This window comes from Acinetobacter sp. S-1 (assembly GCF_059579785.1).
In genome coordinates this window covers 1,939,198-1,956,289 of the sequence record NZ_CM184207.1, presented here as the reverse complement: position 1 = coordinate 1,956,289, position 17,092 = coordinate 1,939,198, and the positions used below count along the sequence as shown (strand labels likewise).

Genomic DNA, 17,092 nt, shown 5'->3' with positions numbered 1-17,092 from the left:
TGGCATCTTATTTGCAAAATATAGGAAAGAAATAAATTATTGGGGTATAAATCATGTTCTTTAAGCAGTTTTTTGAAAAAGAAAGTTCGACTTATACATATATGCTTGGATGTGAAGAAACACGAGAGGCTGTTTTAATTGATCCAGTCGCATCAGATATTGAGATTTATACAAAAGAATTAGAGCAGCATCAATTTACGCTCATCTATACCTTGGATACTCATGTTCATGCAGACCATATTACCGCTGCGAATTTGCTTCGGGAACGTCTCGATTGCAAATCGGTTTTACACCGTAATTCAGATGTAAGTTGCGGAGATATTTTAATTACAGATGGTTGCATGCTTAAAGTTGGCAACCTCAGTATTGAAGCGCGCTATACACCAGGTCATACCAATGCTTGTACGAGTTATTTAGTTGAAAACATGGTTTTCACTGGTGATGCATTATTAATTGACGGCTGCGGTCGAACCGATTTCCAGCAAGGTAGTGCGGGCACACTTTATGACAGTATCCATAAACAACTTTTTAGCCTACCTGACGACACTATTGTGTATCCGGGACACGATTACAAAGGTCGCCTGTCTTCAACAATTGGTAATGAACGTTTAAATAACTCACGTTTAGGTCAGAATCGCTCACGAGAAGATTTTATTGAATTAATGAATAACTTAAATCTGCCATATCCAAAACAAATCGATAAAGCACTTCCTGCCAATCAGGCTTGCGGCTCAATTTCACAATTATAAGGTGGCAATATGGAACTTAAACGAGTTAATCAAGATTTTTATGTTGCTGACCAGATTACTGCCAACGATATTGCAAAAATTGCAGCCCAAGGAATAAAAACTCTGATATGTAACCGACCAGATGGAGAAGGTGCAGATCAACCCAATGTGATTGAAATTGAAGAAGCAGCTCAACAATATGGTCTAAACGTAATTTATCAGCCTGTGACCAGCGGCAAAATTACCGACCAACAAGTTACCGAGTTTAAGCAGCTTTATCAGAATGCTCAGAAGCCCGTTTTAGCGTATTGCCGTTCTGGTATGCGTGCAATCAGTTTATGGGCTTTGGCTGAAGTTGCTCCACCAGATGCAGCACTGTTAGTAGAAGCGGGTAATAAGCTTGGGTTTAATTTGAAAGGTTTGGTGCCACGTATTTTAAAACGTGATCATGAATCAGCGACAATTCCTTTTTATAGCGTTGTGATTGTTGGCGCTGGAGCAGCTGGAGTTTCTGTTGCATCAAGCTTACTGTCTCGGGAACCTCATTTAGATATTGTCATTATTGATCCGGCAGATACCCATTATTATCAACCGGGCTGGACCATGGTTGGTGGCGGTATTTTTAAACCACAAGTAACCGCACGGTCAATGGCAAGTGTGATCCCTTCAAAAGTGAAATGGATGAAAGCTGCTGTTGCCGGATTCGACCCTGAGCATAATCAAGTTATTTTGGAAGGATGCCAACCCATTCAATATAAAGCTTTGGTCGTCTGTCCTGGTTTAAAACTGAATTGGCATGGAATTGAAGGTTTAGTCGAAACCTTAGGTAAAAATGGGGTGACGTCTAACTATCGTTATGATTTAGCGCCGTATACATGGGAACTGGTGCAACAATTAAACGGTGGAAAGGCAATCTTTACCCAACCGCCTATGCCGATTAAATGTGCAGGTGCTCCTCAAAAAGCGATGTACCTTTCAGCCGATTACTGGTTAAAGGAAGGCAAACTTAAAGATATCTCTATTCATTTTTATAACACTGGCGCTGTTTTATTTGGTGTGAAGGAATATGTACCTGCACTAATGCAATATGTCGAAAAATATGGCTCTGAACTTCATTTTAACCATCAACTTGTCAAAGTAGATGGGCCTGCAAAAAAAGCATGGTTTAAGGTAGTGAACAATGAAAATGCAGCATTGGTCGAGACTGATTTCGATATGTTGCATGTTGTTCCACCGCAACAAGCCCCAGACTTTATTCGTGCCAGTACACTCACTGATGAAGCAGGCTGGGTGAGCGTGAATCCTCAAACCCTACAACATACACAACATGCCAATATTTTTGCTTTAGGCGATGTGATGAATGCACCTAATGCCAAAACTGCTGCTGCGGCACGAGCACAAGCTCCGATCGTTGCAGTAAATGTTCTCGTACAACTGAACGGTGAGCAAAACTTTTGTGAATACAACGGCTATGGTTCATGTCCACTCACTGTCGAGCGAGGAAAAATCGTTCTAGCTGAGTTTGGTTACGGCGGCAAATTACTCCCAAGCTTTCCGAAATGGGTGATTGATGGGCAAAAGCCATCTCGTTTGGCTTGGCTGCTTAAGGAGCAGATTTTACCGCCGATTTACTGGCAAGGCATGCTTAAAGGCCGCGAGTGGATGGTCAAACCTGAGCGAGGATAAACAAAGCAATGCTTTGTCCTGAGAAGCGGTTAAAGCTTCGCAAGAAGACGAGAATCTACTTCCTCATTAACCAGCAGTCTACTGCAAATGATGTATATGCAATTTTAGGCTTTTGATATGTTATTACTTGTCGTTGAAGGCATCGTGATTGGCTTTTTACTTGGTCTTACTGGTGCAGGTGGGGGTATTCTTGCTGTACCCGCGCTCATGACCAGTCAAGGCTGGAGTGTGGCGCAAGCTGCACCGATTGGATTGTTGGCGGTTGCGCTATCTACTCTCATAGGAACCATTGAAGGCTTATTTAAAAAGATTGTGCGTTATCGTGCTGCTATTTGGATTGCCTTAATTGGTGCCCCTATGGCACACATCGGCATTTTAATAGCCAACGCGATTTCACCTGTTTGGCTCATGTTAATGTTCAGCTTAGTCATGTTTACAGTAGGTTATCGACTTATTAGTAACCGAGTATCAGACTTTCATAACCCGCCGTGCCAGGTCAACCCAAGTACGGGACGCTTTATCTGGAATTTTAAAACGGGAAGCGTTCTTGCCAGCATCGGGATTATTGCGGGGCTTTTAACTGGCATGTTAGGGGTTGGTGGCGGCTTTGTAATTGTGCCAGCGCTTAGAAAAGTCACAAATTTGGATATGCATAGCATTGTTGCAACGTCACTTATGATTATTTTTCTCATTAGTGGAATGAGTATTGTGATGCATATTGCAGAGGGTTTTCACTATCCAGTAGGCATTACTAGTGCGTTTGCGCTCGCATGTGCAGTTGGTATGTTATTAGGGCGCAGAGCTATTCGTTTTATTCCCTCTGCAATTGTGCAAAAAGTCTTTGCTTTAATGGTTTTTGCTGTCGCAATTTATATGGTCATTAAGATAGTTAATCTAACAAATATCTAAGTAATATAGTATTTTAACTATCTCTGTAGTTAGCAATTTTCCAAAGACGAGATGTTAAAATTCTCTTGGGAAATTTGATTTAAACGATATAAATTTTTGAGAAAGCGATATGAAGCGAGTTAACGTAGCAATTTGTGGTTTTGGACGGATTGGGCAACAAATTGCAGAGCTTCTTTTAAATAGATCGACATACTATAAACAAAAATATCAAATTGATGCCCGTTTAGTGGGCGTCTGCAACTCATCATCAGGTTTAATTGATCAAGAAGGTTTACAAGCTGCAAAGTGGTTAGATAAAACACAATATCAAACAGGCTTAACTGAGCAAAAGTTTTTAGAACAGGTTCAGGCGGATGTCATTATCGAGACAGGCCCAAGTGATTATGTGACAGGTGGAAAGAGCCTATTTTATTTAAATTATGCTTTAACACATAGCATGAATGCGATTGCGGTATCTAAAGGTGCTTTAGTCGTAGATGGTAAAAAATTAGTTAACTTGGCACATCAGCACAATAAAAAACTATTTTTTAGCGGTGCGACAGCCGCTGCCTTACCAACTGTTGATTTGTTTGAATATAACTTAGCTGGCTGCCAAATTTTAGAAATAGAAGGTGTGTTTACAGGTACCACGAATTTTATTTTAAATGATATGTTGCAACATGAATGCGCATTTACAGAATCTCTTGAAAAAGCTCAAGCAAAAGGTATTGCTGAACCTGACAGTTCTTTCGATGTAGATGGATGGGATACTGCTGCCAAAATTACGATACTAGCCAATACTGTTTTGGGAGCTGATGTAAAAATTCAAGATATTCCAAGACAAGGAATCACTCATGTTACGGCTGAACATATTCGTGATTGGAAAAAAGAAAATATAATTCCTCGTCTGGTTGGTTTTATCCATATTAAAAATCAGCAAATTCAAACAGGTGTTGAATTAAGGTTAGTCCCAGCAAATCATCCGTTTGCTCATCTGCAAGGTTCCAATAAATGTATTCGGGTATTAACGCAAGAAATGGGGGAATTTGTTGTCAGTGGAGGGGCTTCTGCACCTTTAGCTACGGCAGCTGCAGCTTTAAAAGATTTCGAGTTGATGCTAAAAACGGGCTGCTAAAACTAATTATGATTTATAAAAAAAGCAGGCTTTTATGCCTGCTTCTCACAATTTTCTGGACTATTAAATAACTTTTTTCCAATTTCTAACTTACTGAACATTAAGTAGTTACCGAGTAAGATTAATAAAATTCCAAATACAGCGTTCAAAGTCCACTCATATCCTTCAAAGAATGTAGAAACTGTTAGAGCAACTAAAGGGAATAGCAATGTGCTATAGGCTGCTTTGGCTGCGCCAATTCGTCCAACCAGAGAAAAATAAGCAGAGAACCCAATAACCGTACCAAATACAGCCAAGTAAAGTACCGAACTTAAAAATGGAAAATTCATCGGCGGCATTAAATCTTGGCCAGTAAATAAAGCTAGACTTAACATCACCAATGCCCCATAAGTCATGGCATAACAATTTGTTGAAAAAATATTTAGGCCACGTTTTTGGTGTCTAACACTAATCATGTTCCCTAAAGAAAAACCGTAAGTACCTATTGCACATAACCCAATACCCATTAATAACTGCGCATTAAACTGGCTATTAATGAGGTCATGCCAAAATAGTAAAACAATACCACCTAGGCCTAAAAGTGCAGCTGGAGCAAAGTTTGGGGAAGGTTTTTGCTTAAAAAAGATAAGCGCATTAATGGCATTAAAGAAAACAGCCATCGAAAAAATAACGGACTCTAAACCGCTATTTACATATTTAACGGCGGTATAAAAACAAATAAAGTTTAGGCCGAAAACACAAATGCCTTGCAGCATACAGAACAAATGATCTTTTAAAGCAATGCGCTGTAATTTTCCTGAAAATAGTAAAACAACCCACAGTAATAAGGCTGAAATAGCAAAACGCCATAAAATTGCGACAACGGGCGTTGCATAGTGGCTTTGAACGGCAATTCCAATCCATGTTGTTCCCCAAATCAACACCACCGCAACATAGAGTAAAATATTCATAACTTCATCCTCGATTACCAAGCTTAAGTATCTAGGAATGCTTCATTTTTCACGTATATATTCTTGTGTTATACATGCAAGATCTTGCGCTTTTTATAGATATAAACTAGCTGAATTTTGCTGAATATGGTTAACTTAAGCTCAATGATATTCGTTTTAATTTTGCATGGCCTATCAAACTTTAGAACAGCTACAGCAATCTAAAGCCAAGCTTCACGAAACTGCGGTGCTTGATGAGAATATGCAACTTGCATTTTGGTCTAATCAGCAAGATCGTGTAAGTGTCTGTAGCGATCACCATACTCTAAGTCTATATATTCAAGATGGCTATGAAAGCTATCAAAAAACCCCTGCAGGCTGGAAAAACGGCGGTGGGCCGGGGCGTTTTTGCTTATTGCCTGAGCATCAGGAGTCGACTTGGGATATACGTGGAGGGCTTAAATTCGTTCACTTGTATTATACCGACCAACATTTGCGTGATGTTGCCGAAAAAATATGGGACAAAGAGCCGAACCAAATTGAACTAAACGAAGTTGTTTTTAACGATGACGAAAAGATTCGAGCGCTTTATCAGTTCTTCTTGCTAGATTGTGATTGGAAAGATTCAGCAAACCATTTACAAATGAGTACCACTGCCAGTTTATTGCTGAACCATTTAATTCGAAGATATAGTAATGTTAAGTGGCAGCAACCTATCATTAAAGGAGGCCTCGCTCCTCATAAACTCAAATATATTCAAGACTGGATTGAAGGGCATCTAGATCAAGCACTGACTTTGTCTGATTTGGCAAATGTTGTAAATTTAAGCGAATACCATTTTGCCCATATGTTTAAACAGTCTATGAATATGGCACCTCACCAATATGTCATGCAAAGACGTTTAACCAAAGCCAAAGGGCTAATTCAGTCATCTCAGCTTTCCTTACAAGATATTGCCTTAGTGTGTGGTTTTAGTTCAGCAAGCCATTTAAGTCATCGCTTTAAACAGTTTTATAGTATGAGCCCTTCACAGCTACGTTAAGTGTCTAATGTAATTGGTTTATCTTGAGCTGCATCAAACGCAGCTCTTGCCGCATCAATATCCGCAATATGCTGCTGAGCCCATTGGCCTAAAGCAATTACAGGTTCTGTAAGTGAATGGCCCAGTGGAGTTAATTCATATTCAACATGAGGTGGGACTACAGGATAAACCGTACGTTTAACCAACCCATCTCGTTCTAAACCACGCAAACATAAGGTAAGCATACGCTGTGATATTCCATTGATACTTCTTTTAATTTCAGAAAAGCGATGAGAACGTGATGCAAGTGTCATTACAATGAGTATACTCCATTTCTCGCCAACTCTAGCCAACACTTGACTGACTCTTTGGCAATCTGAACTCTGGATATCATGAGGTATGGTTACAGTCATATTACTTGGTTCCCTAAATGTGCCTTCTTGTACATAAGAATAATAGTAGTAACATAATTAGTTCAAGTAACAATTTTATACTGTGGGTATAAACGATGAAACTACTTCAAATTGACACAAGTATTTTAGGTGAGCAGTCTGTTAGCCGCCAACTCACCTCATCTGTTATTCGTCAGCTCATCACAGCTTATCCTGATGCAGAAATTATTCATCACGATTTTGCTTTAGAACCAATTCCTCATTTGTCTGATGCTGAGTTTTTGGCATGGCAAGGTGTTGAACCTAATAATGAAACATCACAACAACGTGTTGCACGAAACACCCAATATTTGGACGAGTTCTTATCGTCAGATATCGTTGTAATCGGCGCGCCAATGTATAACTTTAGCTTTCCATCACAGTTAAAAGCGTGGCTTGACCGACTATCTGTTGCTGGAAAAACATTCCGTTATACGGAAAACGGCCCTCAAGGTTTAGTAGAAGGTAAACGTGTGATTATTGCTTCTTCGCGTGGCGGTGTGTATTCAGAAGGTTCACCAGCCGAAGCTTTAGACTATCAAGAAACTTATATCAAAGCGTTTTTCAATTTTATTGGTGTGACTGATATTACTTTTGTGCGCGCGGAAGGGATCGCTTTCGGCCCAGAAGCACGTCAAGCTGCCTTAGATAATGCAGCAGCACAAATCGCACAATTAGCGGGTTAAAAATATAAACAGCCGAATAGTAAAGAAACTGTTCGGCCTTATTGAGATTTTGATTTTAAGAAATCAATAGGATCAGTAAATAATTAGAAGAAAGCGACAGCGAGCCCAACCAGTGCCGAAGCAAAAATGACATATAGCACATTAATGTTAAATCGGAATAAAGCAATAAATGCAGCAACAGTAATGAAGGCTGCAACTATATCAAAATGCCCTGAAAAACCTTGTGGCCATAACACGTGATAACTAAAAAATAGTGCGAGATTTAAAATTACACCGACCACAGCCGCGGTAATGGCAGTGAGTGGCGCAGTAAATTTGATTTCATTATGTGTAGATTCAATAATGGGCGCACCCGCAAAAATAAATACAAATGAAAAGAGAAAGGTAAACCAAGTCACAATGACTGCACCAAGTGCTCCAGCAAAAAATAGATGCTCAGAGCCAAGTAATGAATGATTGACGCCTCCTAAAAAGCCAACAAAAGCCACTACCATAATCAGTGGACCCGGTGTAGTTTCACCTAAAGCTAAACCATCAATCATTTGTGTAGGTGAAAGCCATCCAAAATGATTTACAGCTCCTTGATAGACATAAGGTAAAACTGCATAGGCCCCCCCAAACGTAAGTAAAGCAGCTTTGGTAAAGAACCACGCCATTTGAGTATAAGAATGATGCCATCCAAAATATGCGCCTAAAGCTAAAATTGGCAATAGCCATAAAGCGATTGCTACAAAAATAAGTTTAGCTAACCGTGACCAATGGAATTTAGCATGCTCTGGGGTCGGGGTATCATCATCAATAAATGCCGGACCATAATCTTTTTGACTCGCTTTATGTCCTGCTGCTGAGGAAAATAGTTCCGGGTATTTTTTACTTGTTAAATAGCCAGCAATACCTGCTGATAAAACAATAAGCGGGAAAGGGAGCTTTAAGACAAAAATGGCAAGAAACGCAGCAATTGCGACGAACCATAAAAATTTATTCTTAAGTGAGCGGCTACCTATACGGTATGTTGCATGAAAGACAATTGCGGTGACGGCAGGCTTGATCCCGTAGAAAATGCCTGCGATAACGGGAACATCTCCAAATTTTATGTAAACCCAAGACAGCCCAATTAAAATAAATAAGGAGGGTAATACAAATAGAATACCTGCAACTAATCCTCCAGCAGTTCTATGCATAAGCCAACCAATGTAGGTTGCTAATTGCTGTGCTTCAGGACCAGGTAATAACATGCAGTAGTTCAGGGCATGCAAAAATCTTTTTTCGGATATCCAGCGTTTTTGCTCAACGAGTTCCTGATGCATCACAGCAATTTGTCCAGCTGGTCCCCCAAAGCTAATAAAGCCGAGCTTGAGCCAAAATAAAAAGGCTTGCCAGAAGGTGACTTGAATAATACTTTCAGGTAAAGGGGATTTTTCGTTTTCCATTTTTTATCCCATCAAAAAATTGATTCATACGGATCAAGAACATCAAAAACTAGTAACTTTTAGTTAATTGAATAAGTTAGATGTGCTAGGCAGCTATAGCATACAGAACAAAAATGACTTTCTTATTATTTTAAAAAGATATTCTTCTAAAAAATCTCTAGAAGAATATCTATCTTTTACTTTTTAATGATCATGTTCTAAATAATCTGGTTTTTTCGGAAGCGCAAGGCTACATAAGAAACAGATAATCAGCATGACAATGACATATATAAAGAAGGTATTTTCAATTCCAGCAGCTTTAAACTGTAAGGCAACTGAAGGTGCAGAACCACCAAACAGCGCATTACCTACCGCATAAGAAAATCCTACGCCTAAAGCTCGTACATGAGGTGGGAACATTTCAGCTTTTACCAAGCCACTGATAGATGTATAGAAACTGAGTAACATCATCATAAAAATAAGTAGCAAGGTAATAATAATCGGAGAATCAATATAACTACGCATCCCGATCACCATGACTGGGTATATAAAAATCGCAGACAATAAGCTAAAGGCCAGCATTGAAGAGCGTCGCCCAATACGGTCGGAAATTGCACCAAATACAGGTTGAGCACACATATAGACAAATAGGGCGAAGGTCATGATATAACCAACGGTTTTTCCATCCATCCCTAAATTGGTTAAATAGGTTTTTGAATAAACAGTCTCTACATAAAACGTTAATGAACCAGCAGAAGTGTATCCAACCACCAATAAAAAGGTTTTCCAATGTTTCTTAAAGAGTTCTCTTAAGCTGCCAGATTCTTTTCGTTCACTATCTTGATGAGAAAGTGTTTCTTCTAAGCGACTACGTGCAAGCAAAGAAAAAATTGCTGCAATACCACCAATAACAAACGGAATACGCCATCCACCATCATGTAATTGTTGTTCACTTAAGAACGTCAACAAAATAACGCCCAGTAAGCTGGCAAGTAATTGACCACCAGAGAGGGTGACATATTGGAAAGATGAGTAAAAACCACGTTGGCCTTTTAAACCCAATTCACTCATATATGTTGCTACTGCACCATATTCACCACCAACCGATAAGCCTTGAAGTAAGCGCACTACCAGTAAAAGAAAAGGGGCAAATAAGCCAACTTGGTCATAAGTAGGTAGGGCTGCAAATAGAAAAGAACTCAAAGCCATCAGACAAATTGAGATGACCATAGACTTTTTTCGACCATGCCGGTCTGCAATTCGTCCAAATACCCAACTACCAATAGGACGCATAAAAAAGCTTGCAGCGAATACGCCCCACACATAGATAGATTTAGTCGTACTATCCATATCAGGTGCTGTTAGCGCTTGAGTAAAGTAGGCAGCAAATACTGCATAGATATAAAAGTCGAACCATTCAACTAAATTACCAGAGGCTGCGCCTACAATCCCACGTATTCTGCTACGTTTTTCTTCCTGAGTGTATGTCATATTTCTTCCATCATTTTGCAGACAAAAATGAGGAATTTTTAGATATGCTGGATAGAAAATAGAATGAAACTTTAAATATCACTCAATCCTGAGCACTTCCTTAAATTCCTAACCATTCATTTTTTCTAATTTTAAAATTCGATTCTAGTAAGATTACGTCCTTTTGTTCGATTTAAAGAGATTTTTAACAATGATCGAACACTTCCTTTCATTTAACTTAATAATTAATTCTATTTAAAATCATTGAGCTAATTTACAACGGTACTTTTCTATTTTATTTCTCCTTTTAAGTTTCATTTCGAGCTTAAGTTTATTTCGAATATTTGGTAATACTTAAAAAGTTATAGCGTCAATTCCTAATAAAATAAATGAAATTTATATAATGATAAGTTCATAAAATTTGTATCAAATACACTTAATCGAAAAAGTACAGAATGTATTGTTTCTCAATATATGTAGCTGTATTCTTGCGTGGCTAAAAATAGACTCCGCACTCATTTCTAGCGCTTTAGAATTATGCACGGTATGGCAGGTAGTTATTCAATGGAAAGACGTTCGATAAATCTTCACTTCATGACATGCTCTAAAACAGCATTGGCTTCATCTATTGCACTCATAACATCTGTCGTCTATGCAAATGAAGCGGAGGTTTCGCAGCTCCCAACCATTACTGTGAATGCTACACAAAATAATGATGCACTATATACGTCTAAAAAAGTTAATTTAGCTGGTTTTAAAACTAATGATTTAAAGAAAGTTCCTGCATCTATTACAACCATTACCTCTGAGCGTATAGCAGACCAACACGCAAAAACTTTAACTGATGTTATTAAAAACGATTCTTCGTTAGGGGATGGCTATGCTGCGATTGGCTACTATCCAAATTTTGTAGCACGTGGTTTTGCGCTTGATTTAGGCTCAAGTTATCTTATTAATGGCCATACTATACGTGGCGAACAAAATGTGGCTTTAGAAAATAAAGAACAAGTTGAAATCTTAAAAGGTATTTCTGCAATTCAATCTGGAATGTCGACGCCAGGTGGTGTGGTTAACTATGTAACCAAAAGACCAGCCGATGTTAAAAACATTACTGTAGATGCAAATTCAGAAGGTGGCTATACACTGGCAACAGATGTTGGCGGCTTTGTTAATAATAGTTTTGGTTATCGAATCAATTTAGCCCATGAAAGCATCCATCCAAATGTTGATCACGCAAATGGTAAGCGTGAGTTTGGTTCAGTTGCTTTAGACTGGAAAATTAATGAGCGTTCTAAATTATTGTTTGATATTGAAGCTCAGCATCAAAGCCAACGCTCCGTACCGGGTTATCAACTGCTTGATGGGCAAGAAGTACCAACAAATGTAGATCAAGACCGTTTATTGGGTTACCAGTCTTGGAGTAAACCTGTTGTAAATAACAGTGTAAATGCAAGTTTAAAATATCAATATGCATTTAATGATCAATGGAATGCTAGCTTAAGTGCATCGCAAAGCCGTGTTGTGATTGATGATAATAGTGCTTTCCCATGGGGATGTTATAACGATATTTGTGAATATTCTGGTTTGGGCAATACTTTTGATAAACACGGAAATTATGACATTTATGACTTCCGCAGCCCAGATGATACACGTATTACTAACCAGTTCGCTGCTGGGTTAAATGGTCAATTCAACACTGCTAATATCCAGCATCAAATCGCTTTCGAATTACAACGTACATATAAAACCTTAAAGCACCATACACCACTGAATGTAGCGGTAGGAACAGGCAATATCTATGAAGATACGATTGACTATATTCCGTCATCGGAAAGCTTAGGTGATCGTTATAAAGCCTTAGAAAGTGATCAGACTGCATTTACTATATCTGACCGAGTTCAATTTAATGATCAATGGTCAACTTTACTCGGTGGAAAACTTATTCATCTTGATGAGCAAACTTATAATTCAGATGGGCAACAAAGTCGTGATACCGACTTAAACAAGTTCTTGCCACAATTAGCGCTCATGTATAGTCCAACTGCTGGGACTAACCTTTATGCTTCATATGCCAAAGGTTTATCGGATGGCGGTGAAGCTCCGTGGTTCGCTAATAATGCTCTAGAAGTTCTATCTCCTAAAAACTCTGAACAATATGAAATTGGTATTAAGCAACAAATTCGGAACTTCTTAGTAACAGCAGCTATTTTTGATTTAAAACAAGACAATCAATATAGCAAAGTGAATGCAGAAGGAACTTTCGATTTTGTTTCACAAGGTGAACAACACAATCAAGGTATTGAATTAGGTTTAACAGGTGCTTTAACTGATAAACTCGATGTAAGTTCAGGTATTACCTATACCAAATCTTGTCTAGTTGATATTGATAATGACAGCTACAAAGGGCATCAAACTCAAAATGTACCAAAAGTCCGCGCAACTGCGCAGTTATCTTATAAAGTACCTTCCGTTGAAGGGTTAAGATTATTGAGTGGTATGCAATACAGTAGCAGTAAATATGCAAACAAAGAGGGAACGGCAAAAGTAGGTGGTTATAGCATCTTTAATATTGGTGCTGCCTATAAAACAAATTTTGCGGGGCATGACACAACTTTTAGATTCAATATTGATAACTTGTTTAATAAGAAATATTGGCGTGATGTAGGGGCATTTATGGGTGATGACTATTTATTCTTAGGTAATCCACGTACAGCCCAGTTCTCTACAACTTTCAGTTTTTAAAATATAGAACAAATAAAAAAGGAGCTTATAAAAGCTCCTTTTTTATTTTCAGGAATTAAGCCGACATTTTTGGTTTAACCATATTATTAATCGACAAGATATCATCAAGCACTTGTGCCGATAATAAACCTTCATTTTGAACTAAAGCCAATACGCTTTGTCCAGTTTCGTTTGCAGTTTTAGCAATACGAGTTGTAGTTTCATAACCTAGATATGGGTTAAGTGCAGTCACGATACCAATCGAGTTTTCAACCAAAGCCTTACAATGCTCAGGGTTCGCCGTAATTGTATCAATACACTTACTTTGGAACATTGCCATTGCCTTACCAAGCAAATCCATAGATTCAAACAGTTTGAATGCAATAAGTGGTTCCATTGCATTTAACTGTAATTGGCCCGCTTCAGCAGCTAAAGTTACAGCCAAGTCATTTGCAATGATCTGGAAACAAGCAAGGTTCATTGCTTCAGGTATAACTGGGTTTACCTTACCCGGCATGATCGAGCTACCTGGTTGGCGAGCTTCTAAATTAATTTCATTAATACCAGTACGTGGACCACTTGAAAGTAAACGTAAGTCATTGGCAATTTTTGAAAGCTTAGTTGCAGTACGCTTTAATAAACCAGATAAAAGAACAAAGTCACCCATATCTGAAGTTGCTTCGATTAGATCAGGAGCAGACTTAATTTTCTTACCAGAGATTTTTGCAAGTGCTTGAATCGCAAGTTCACGGTAACTATATTCAGTAGTAATTCCCGTACCAATCGCCGTACCACCAAGGTTCATATACGCTAAAACATTTGGAATAAGCGTATTAATTTGCTCAAGGTCTTTTTGTAAAGTTACTGCAAAAGCACCAAACTCTTGCCCTAATGTCATTGGCACAGCGTCTTGTAACTGTGTACGGCCCATTTTTAGGATGTGAGCAAATTCTTGAGATTTATTGCGGAAACTTAAGATTAAATTGTTAAAAGGAAGATTTAGTTCATCTAAGCTTAATAACAAACCTAAGCGAATCGCAGTAGGGTACACGTCATTTGTTGACTGTGACATGTTAATGTCGTTATTAGGGTGCAAATATTGATATTGGCCTTTTGCATGTCCCATATATTCTAAAGCGACGTTTGCTAATACTTCATTTGCATTCATATTGGTTGAAGTACCAGCACCGCCTTGCATCATATCAATTGGGAACTGGTCGTGAAAATTACCACGAATAAGTTGATTACAACTGTATTCAATCGCTTCAAATTTAGTCTGATCTAAGCTTTTTAAATTATAGTTCGCTTCAGCACAAGCAAGTTTTACCATTGCTAAAGCTTTAATAAGGTGAGGGAAATTTCCGACCTTGCTTTGAGTTAAATTAAAGTTTTCTAGAGCACGTAATGTTTGAACTCCGTAGTAGTCGTTATTATTGATCTCTCTATAACCAATAAGATCCTTCTCAATACGGGTGGTAATTTCAGCGTTCATCATTAAACTTCGAATTAGTAAAGAAGATAATTCATATTAGATTTCGAAATGCTTCACTTCTAATGCATTTATCAAGTTGATTATGCATTTTTTGCATATCACTTTTTTAATTTTATAGTGAACTAACTTGGAGGGTTCATTTTTAACTATTAATTTAACTATATGAATTAATAACTTAATATTGAGATGAAGTTAATTTCAAAATTTGCTTGATACAATGAATGGTCATCTAATTTTTGAAAGAAACCCATTGTAAAAATTAAGACTGATTAATTTAAATGAAATATCAACTTAATTATCTTTATTATTAGCTTTTAAAGTGAAGCTTATCTAACAAATTCATATAAAAATGTGATGCATTTCACATAAAAAACACTATAATACGAAAAAATCTTAGTTTTAAGTTTATGTTAAAAGTCACAGCCGCATTAATTATTTTGGGAAGTTTTACATACTATGTGCTTTTCCACGGTGAAGAGAAAAGTGAGTCTAAAACTTCTCGTCTGCTTAAAGAAGCAGAGCAATCAATCGCTTCTGCTGAAACCTCGGTAAACAAAGCTAATAGTATTGTGCCCATATCTTACAAGTAGCCTCAGTTCTTAGGTTAACTATTTCATATTATCCATCAAAATATTGTTTTATCTAGATTTTTTTTAAAATTTGGGTAAAAGACTGTATGTATAGAGACAAAATTCATGAGAATGAAGTTTATCGCCTATGATCCCAATTCTGGGGAAAAATTAAGCTTAAAAGAGCATATCCACCATATGGATAAATACACCACTTATATCTTTTTTAGTGATGAAAATGACAATATGGTGTTCAATCCCCAGAAAAAGCAAGTTTTTGAAATTACTCAATATACTTCTAATATGATGGTTGAAATTTCAAGAAAGTTATATTATCTCATTGGTGAATATTAAGAATTCGTTTTAATTCAATCTTAAGTTAAATACTTTAGTAGAATAGTCAGGTTTTATGGAATGAGCTATACTACAAGCATATCTTCTGATTTAAATGAATTTATTGAGTCAGAGAGCTTAATTCCTGAAATAAGCAAGATAGTCAATTTCAGTTTTACAGTCCGTATTCTTCCCCAAGGTGCGGACTTTTTTTATAAAAAAACATGAGTAAAGCATAGGGTTATTTCTGTTTTTTATTAACTTAAAACTTGTTATTTACTTGCTTTATATGCTCTTTACTTTTTGATTTAAAATAATTTTTAGAGTGATAATTTTATATTTGTATGAGTTGTTGAGTTAAATCAAAGTCTTTTATTCTCTTACGCTCTTTTCTATGTCAGAATTATTTAAATACTTACTTTTATTGTTTGGCTTTGCCAACCCTCCATCGCATTTCTGCAGGTACTCCCATGTTTTATAGTTTTTATTCATCTATTCAGCTATTTATCCAGCTTCCCAACCAGACAGATTAAGGACATAACTATAAAAAGGGAATGCATAAAATGAACTTAGAAGTACGTTGGGTAGAAGACCTTTTGACACTTGAGCGTGAGCGTTCTATTTCAAAAGCAGCCGAAAAACGATTTATTAGTCAATCTGCGTTTACGCGTAGAATTCAGCAAATAGAAGAGATGATCGGAGCTGAAGTTATTATCCGAAATAATAAAAATAATATTGAATTTACAGACATTGGACGGATTATGCTGGTGATGTCTAAAAATATTGAGAAGCAGGTAGAAGAAACAGCAAAGCTGATTAAAAACATCAAAAATGAAACCGAATCTACGATTCGTTTCTGTGTTGTCCACTCATTAGCATCAGGTTTTTTAACCACTTTTTTAAAAAAATTCCCAACGTTTATGCGTGATTTAAAAATTGAAATTGTCGCAACGAATAGTGGTGAAGGCTTATCTCTTTTAAAAGAAGGTGCCTGCGATTTTATGATTTGTTATGCAGATCGATCTAATATTAATCGAGTTGGTGATGATATTTTAAGTGGCATCAAGATCGCTGAAACAGAGATTGTTCCAGTGTCAGCTACCGAAGCAGATCATACGCCTAAGCATACAATTCAGAGTAATTTTTCATTACTTGCTTATAGTAAACATGCTTATTTGCGCAAATTGGTCGATCAATTAATTGAAGGTAAACTGATCTACAAAACCTTATATGAAACTGACAATGCCACCAACTTGAAAGAGCTTGTATTACAAGGTTTAGGTGTAGCATGGATTCCAAAAATTAATGTAGAAGAAGATCTCGCTACCGGAAAATTGGTCATGTTGGACCATAACGAATATTGTCTGCCACAAGATATTTATATTTTTAAAAATAACTTGAGTGATAACAAATCAGTTCAGCAAATCTGGAAGGGCTTCCAAACTCAACATGATTAAAATTTATAATGATATGTAATGTCCTCAAGATATTTACATACAAAGTAATCAATCAAAGAGCTCATACCTTTGTCTTTGTGATGAAAGGCTTTATAAAGCATTGCTCATGGTCTAGATTCTTTGTTAATTTAGACCAT

Annotated in this window: 15 protein-coding genes; 10 read left to right on the top strand and 5 right to left on the bottom strand. The window is 37.3% G+C overall.

Annotated elements, in window-relative coordinates:
• The first annotated feature begins 53 nt into the window (after positions 1–53).
• The 4 genes from AC52J8_RS09335 to AC52J8_RS09320 all read left to right on the top strand — a co-directional run bounded on the left by AC52J8_RS09335 (position 54) and on the right by AC52J8_RS09320 (position 4,437).
• Positions 54–749, top strand: coding sequence for an MBL fold metallo-hydrolase (locus AC52J8_RS09335; RefSeq protein ID WP_086399000.1), 696 nt, complete (start codon positions 54–56; stop codon positions 747–749).
• Positions 750–758: 9 nt separating this feature from the next.
• The gene (locus AC52J8_RS09330; protein WP_086399001.1) at positions 759–2,414 is read left to right on the top strand and encodes a bifunctional protein tyrosine phosphatase family protein/NAD(P)/FAD-dependent oxidoreductase; all 1,656 of its coding nucleotides are present in this window, start codon (positions 759–761) and stop codon (positions 2,412–2,414) included.
• A 117-nt stretch (positions 2,415–2,531) separates the two neighbouring features.
• Complete coding sequence (locus tag AC52J8_RS09325; protein WP_086399002.1) at positions 2,532–3,323, top strand: sulfite exporter TauE/SafE family protein; 792 nt, start codon at positions 2,532–2,534, stop codon at positions 3,321–3,323.
• A 109-nt stretch (positions 3,324–3,432) separates the two neighbouring features.
• A complete protein-coding gene (locus AC52J8_RS09320) occupies positions 3,433–4,437 on the top strand; it encodes a homoserine dehydrogenase (protein ID WP_086399003.1) in 1,005 nt (334 codons plus the stop codon).
• A 32-nt stretch (positions 4,438–4,469) separates the two neighbouring features.
• On the opposite strand, the gene AC52J8_RS09315 is transcribed toward AC52J8_RS09320, so the two are convergent.
• On the bottom strand, positions 4,470–5,387 hold the full coding sequence (locus AC52J8_RS09315; protein ID WP_086399004.1) for a DMT family transporter: 918 nt from the start codon (positions 5,385–5,387) through the stop codon (positions 4,470–4,472).
• A 166-nt stretch (positions 5,388–5,553) separates the two neighbouring features.
• Here AC52J8_RS09315 and AC52J8_RS09310 point away from each other — a divergent pair, with 166 nt between their 5' ends.
• Positions 5,554–6,408 (top strand): helix-turn-helix domain-containing protein, encoded by an 855-nt coding sequence (locus tag AC52J8_RS09310; protein ID WP_086399005.1) that lies wholly within the window; start codon positions 5,554–5,556, stop codon positions 6,406–6,408.
• On the opposite strand, the gene AC52J8_RS09305 is transcribed toward AC52J8_RS09310, so the two are convergent.
• Positions 6,405–6,800, bottom strand: coding sequence for a winged helix-turn-helix transcriptional regulator (locus tag AC52J8_RS09305; RefSeq protein WP_005069321.1), 396 nt, complete (start codon positions 6,798–6,800; stop codon positions 6,405–6,407). The two genes, AC52J8_RS09310 and AC52J8_RS09305, sit on opposite strands and share 4 nt — an antisense overlap.
• A 95-nt stretch (positions 6,801–6,895) precedes the next feature.
• Between AC52J8_RS09305 and AC52J8_RS09300 the strand changes: the two genes are divergently transcribed.
• Entirely contained in the window at positions 6,896–7,504 is a 609-nt protein-coding gene (locus AC52J8_RS09300) for an FMN-dependent NADH-azoreductase (protein WP_086399006.1), read from the top strand.
• 83 nt (positions 7,505–7,587) lie between these two features.
• On the opposite strand, the gene chrA is transcribed toward AC52J8_RS09300, so the two are convergent.
• Entirely contained in the window at positions 7,588–8,934 is a 1,347-nt protein-coding gene (chrA, locus tag AC52J8_RS09295; RefSeq protein ID WP_086399007.1) for a chromate efflux transporter, read from the bottom strand.
• Positions 8,935–9,117: 183 nt separating this feature from the next.
• Complete coding sequence (locus tag AC52J8_RS09290) at positions 9,118–10,404, bottom strand: MFS transporter (RefSeq protein ID WP_086399008.1); 1,287 nt, start codon at positions 10,402–10,404, stop codon at positions 9,118–9,120.
• A gap of 516 nt (positions 10,405–10,920) precedes the next feature.
• Between AC52J8_RS09290 and AC52J8_RS09285 the strand changes: the two genes are divergently transcribed.
• A complete protein-coding gene (locus AC52J8_RS09285) occupies positions 10,921–13,125 on the top strand; it encodes a TonB-dependent siderophore receptor (RefSeq protein ID WP_086399009.1) in 2,205 nt (734 codons plus the stop codon).
• A gap of 55 nt (positions 13,126–13,180) precedes the next feature.
• Here the strand turns inward: AC52J8_RS09285 and AC52J8_RS09280 are convergent, their stop codons facing one another.
• A complete protein-coding gene (locus AC52J8_RS09280; RefSeq protein WP_017399577.1) occupies positions 13,181–14,599 on the bottom strand; it encodes an aspartate ammonia-lyase in 1,419 nt (472 codons plus the stop codon).
• Positions 14,600–15,003: 404 nt separating this feature from the next.
• On the opposite strand from AC52J8_RS09280, the gene AC52J8_RS09275 reads away from it, so the two are divergent.
• The 3 genes from AC52J8_RS09275 to AC52J8_RS09265 all read left to right on the top strand — a co-directional run bounded on the left by AC52J8_RS09275 (position 15,004) and on the right by AC52J8_RS09265 (position 16,955).
• A complete protein-coding gene (locus tag AC52J8_RS09275; RefSeq protein ID WP_002113649.1) occupies positions 15,004–15,186 on the top strand; it encodes a hypothetical protein in 183 nt (60 codons plus the stop codon).
• A 111-nt stretch (positions 15,187–15,297) separates the two neighbouring features.
• Complete coding sequence (locus tag AC52J8_RS09270) at positions 15,298–15,519, top strand: hypothetical protein (protein ID WP_014206692.1); 222 nt, start codon at positions 15,298–15,300, stop codon at positions 15,517–15,519.
• A gap of 542 nt (positions 15,520–16,061) precedes the next feature.
• Positions 16,062–16,955 (top strand): LysR substrate-binding domain-containing protein, encoded by an 894-nt coding sequence (locus AC52J8_RS09265; protein ID WP_002113716.1) that lies wholly within the window; start codon positions 16,062–16,064, stop codon positions 16,953–16,955.
• The last annotated feature ends 137 nt before the right edge of the window (positions 16,956–17,092 follow it).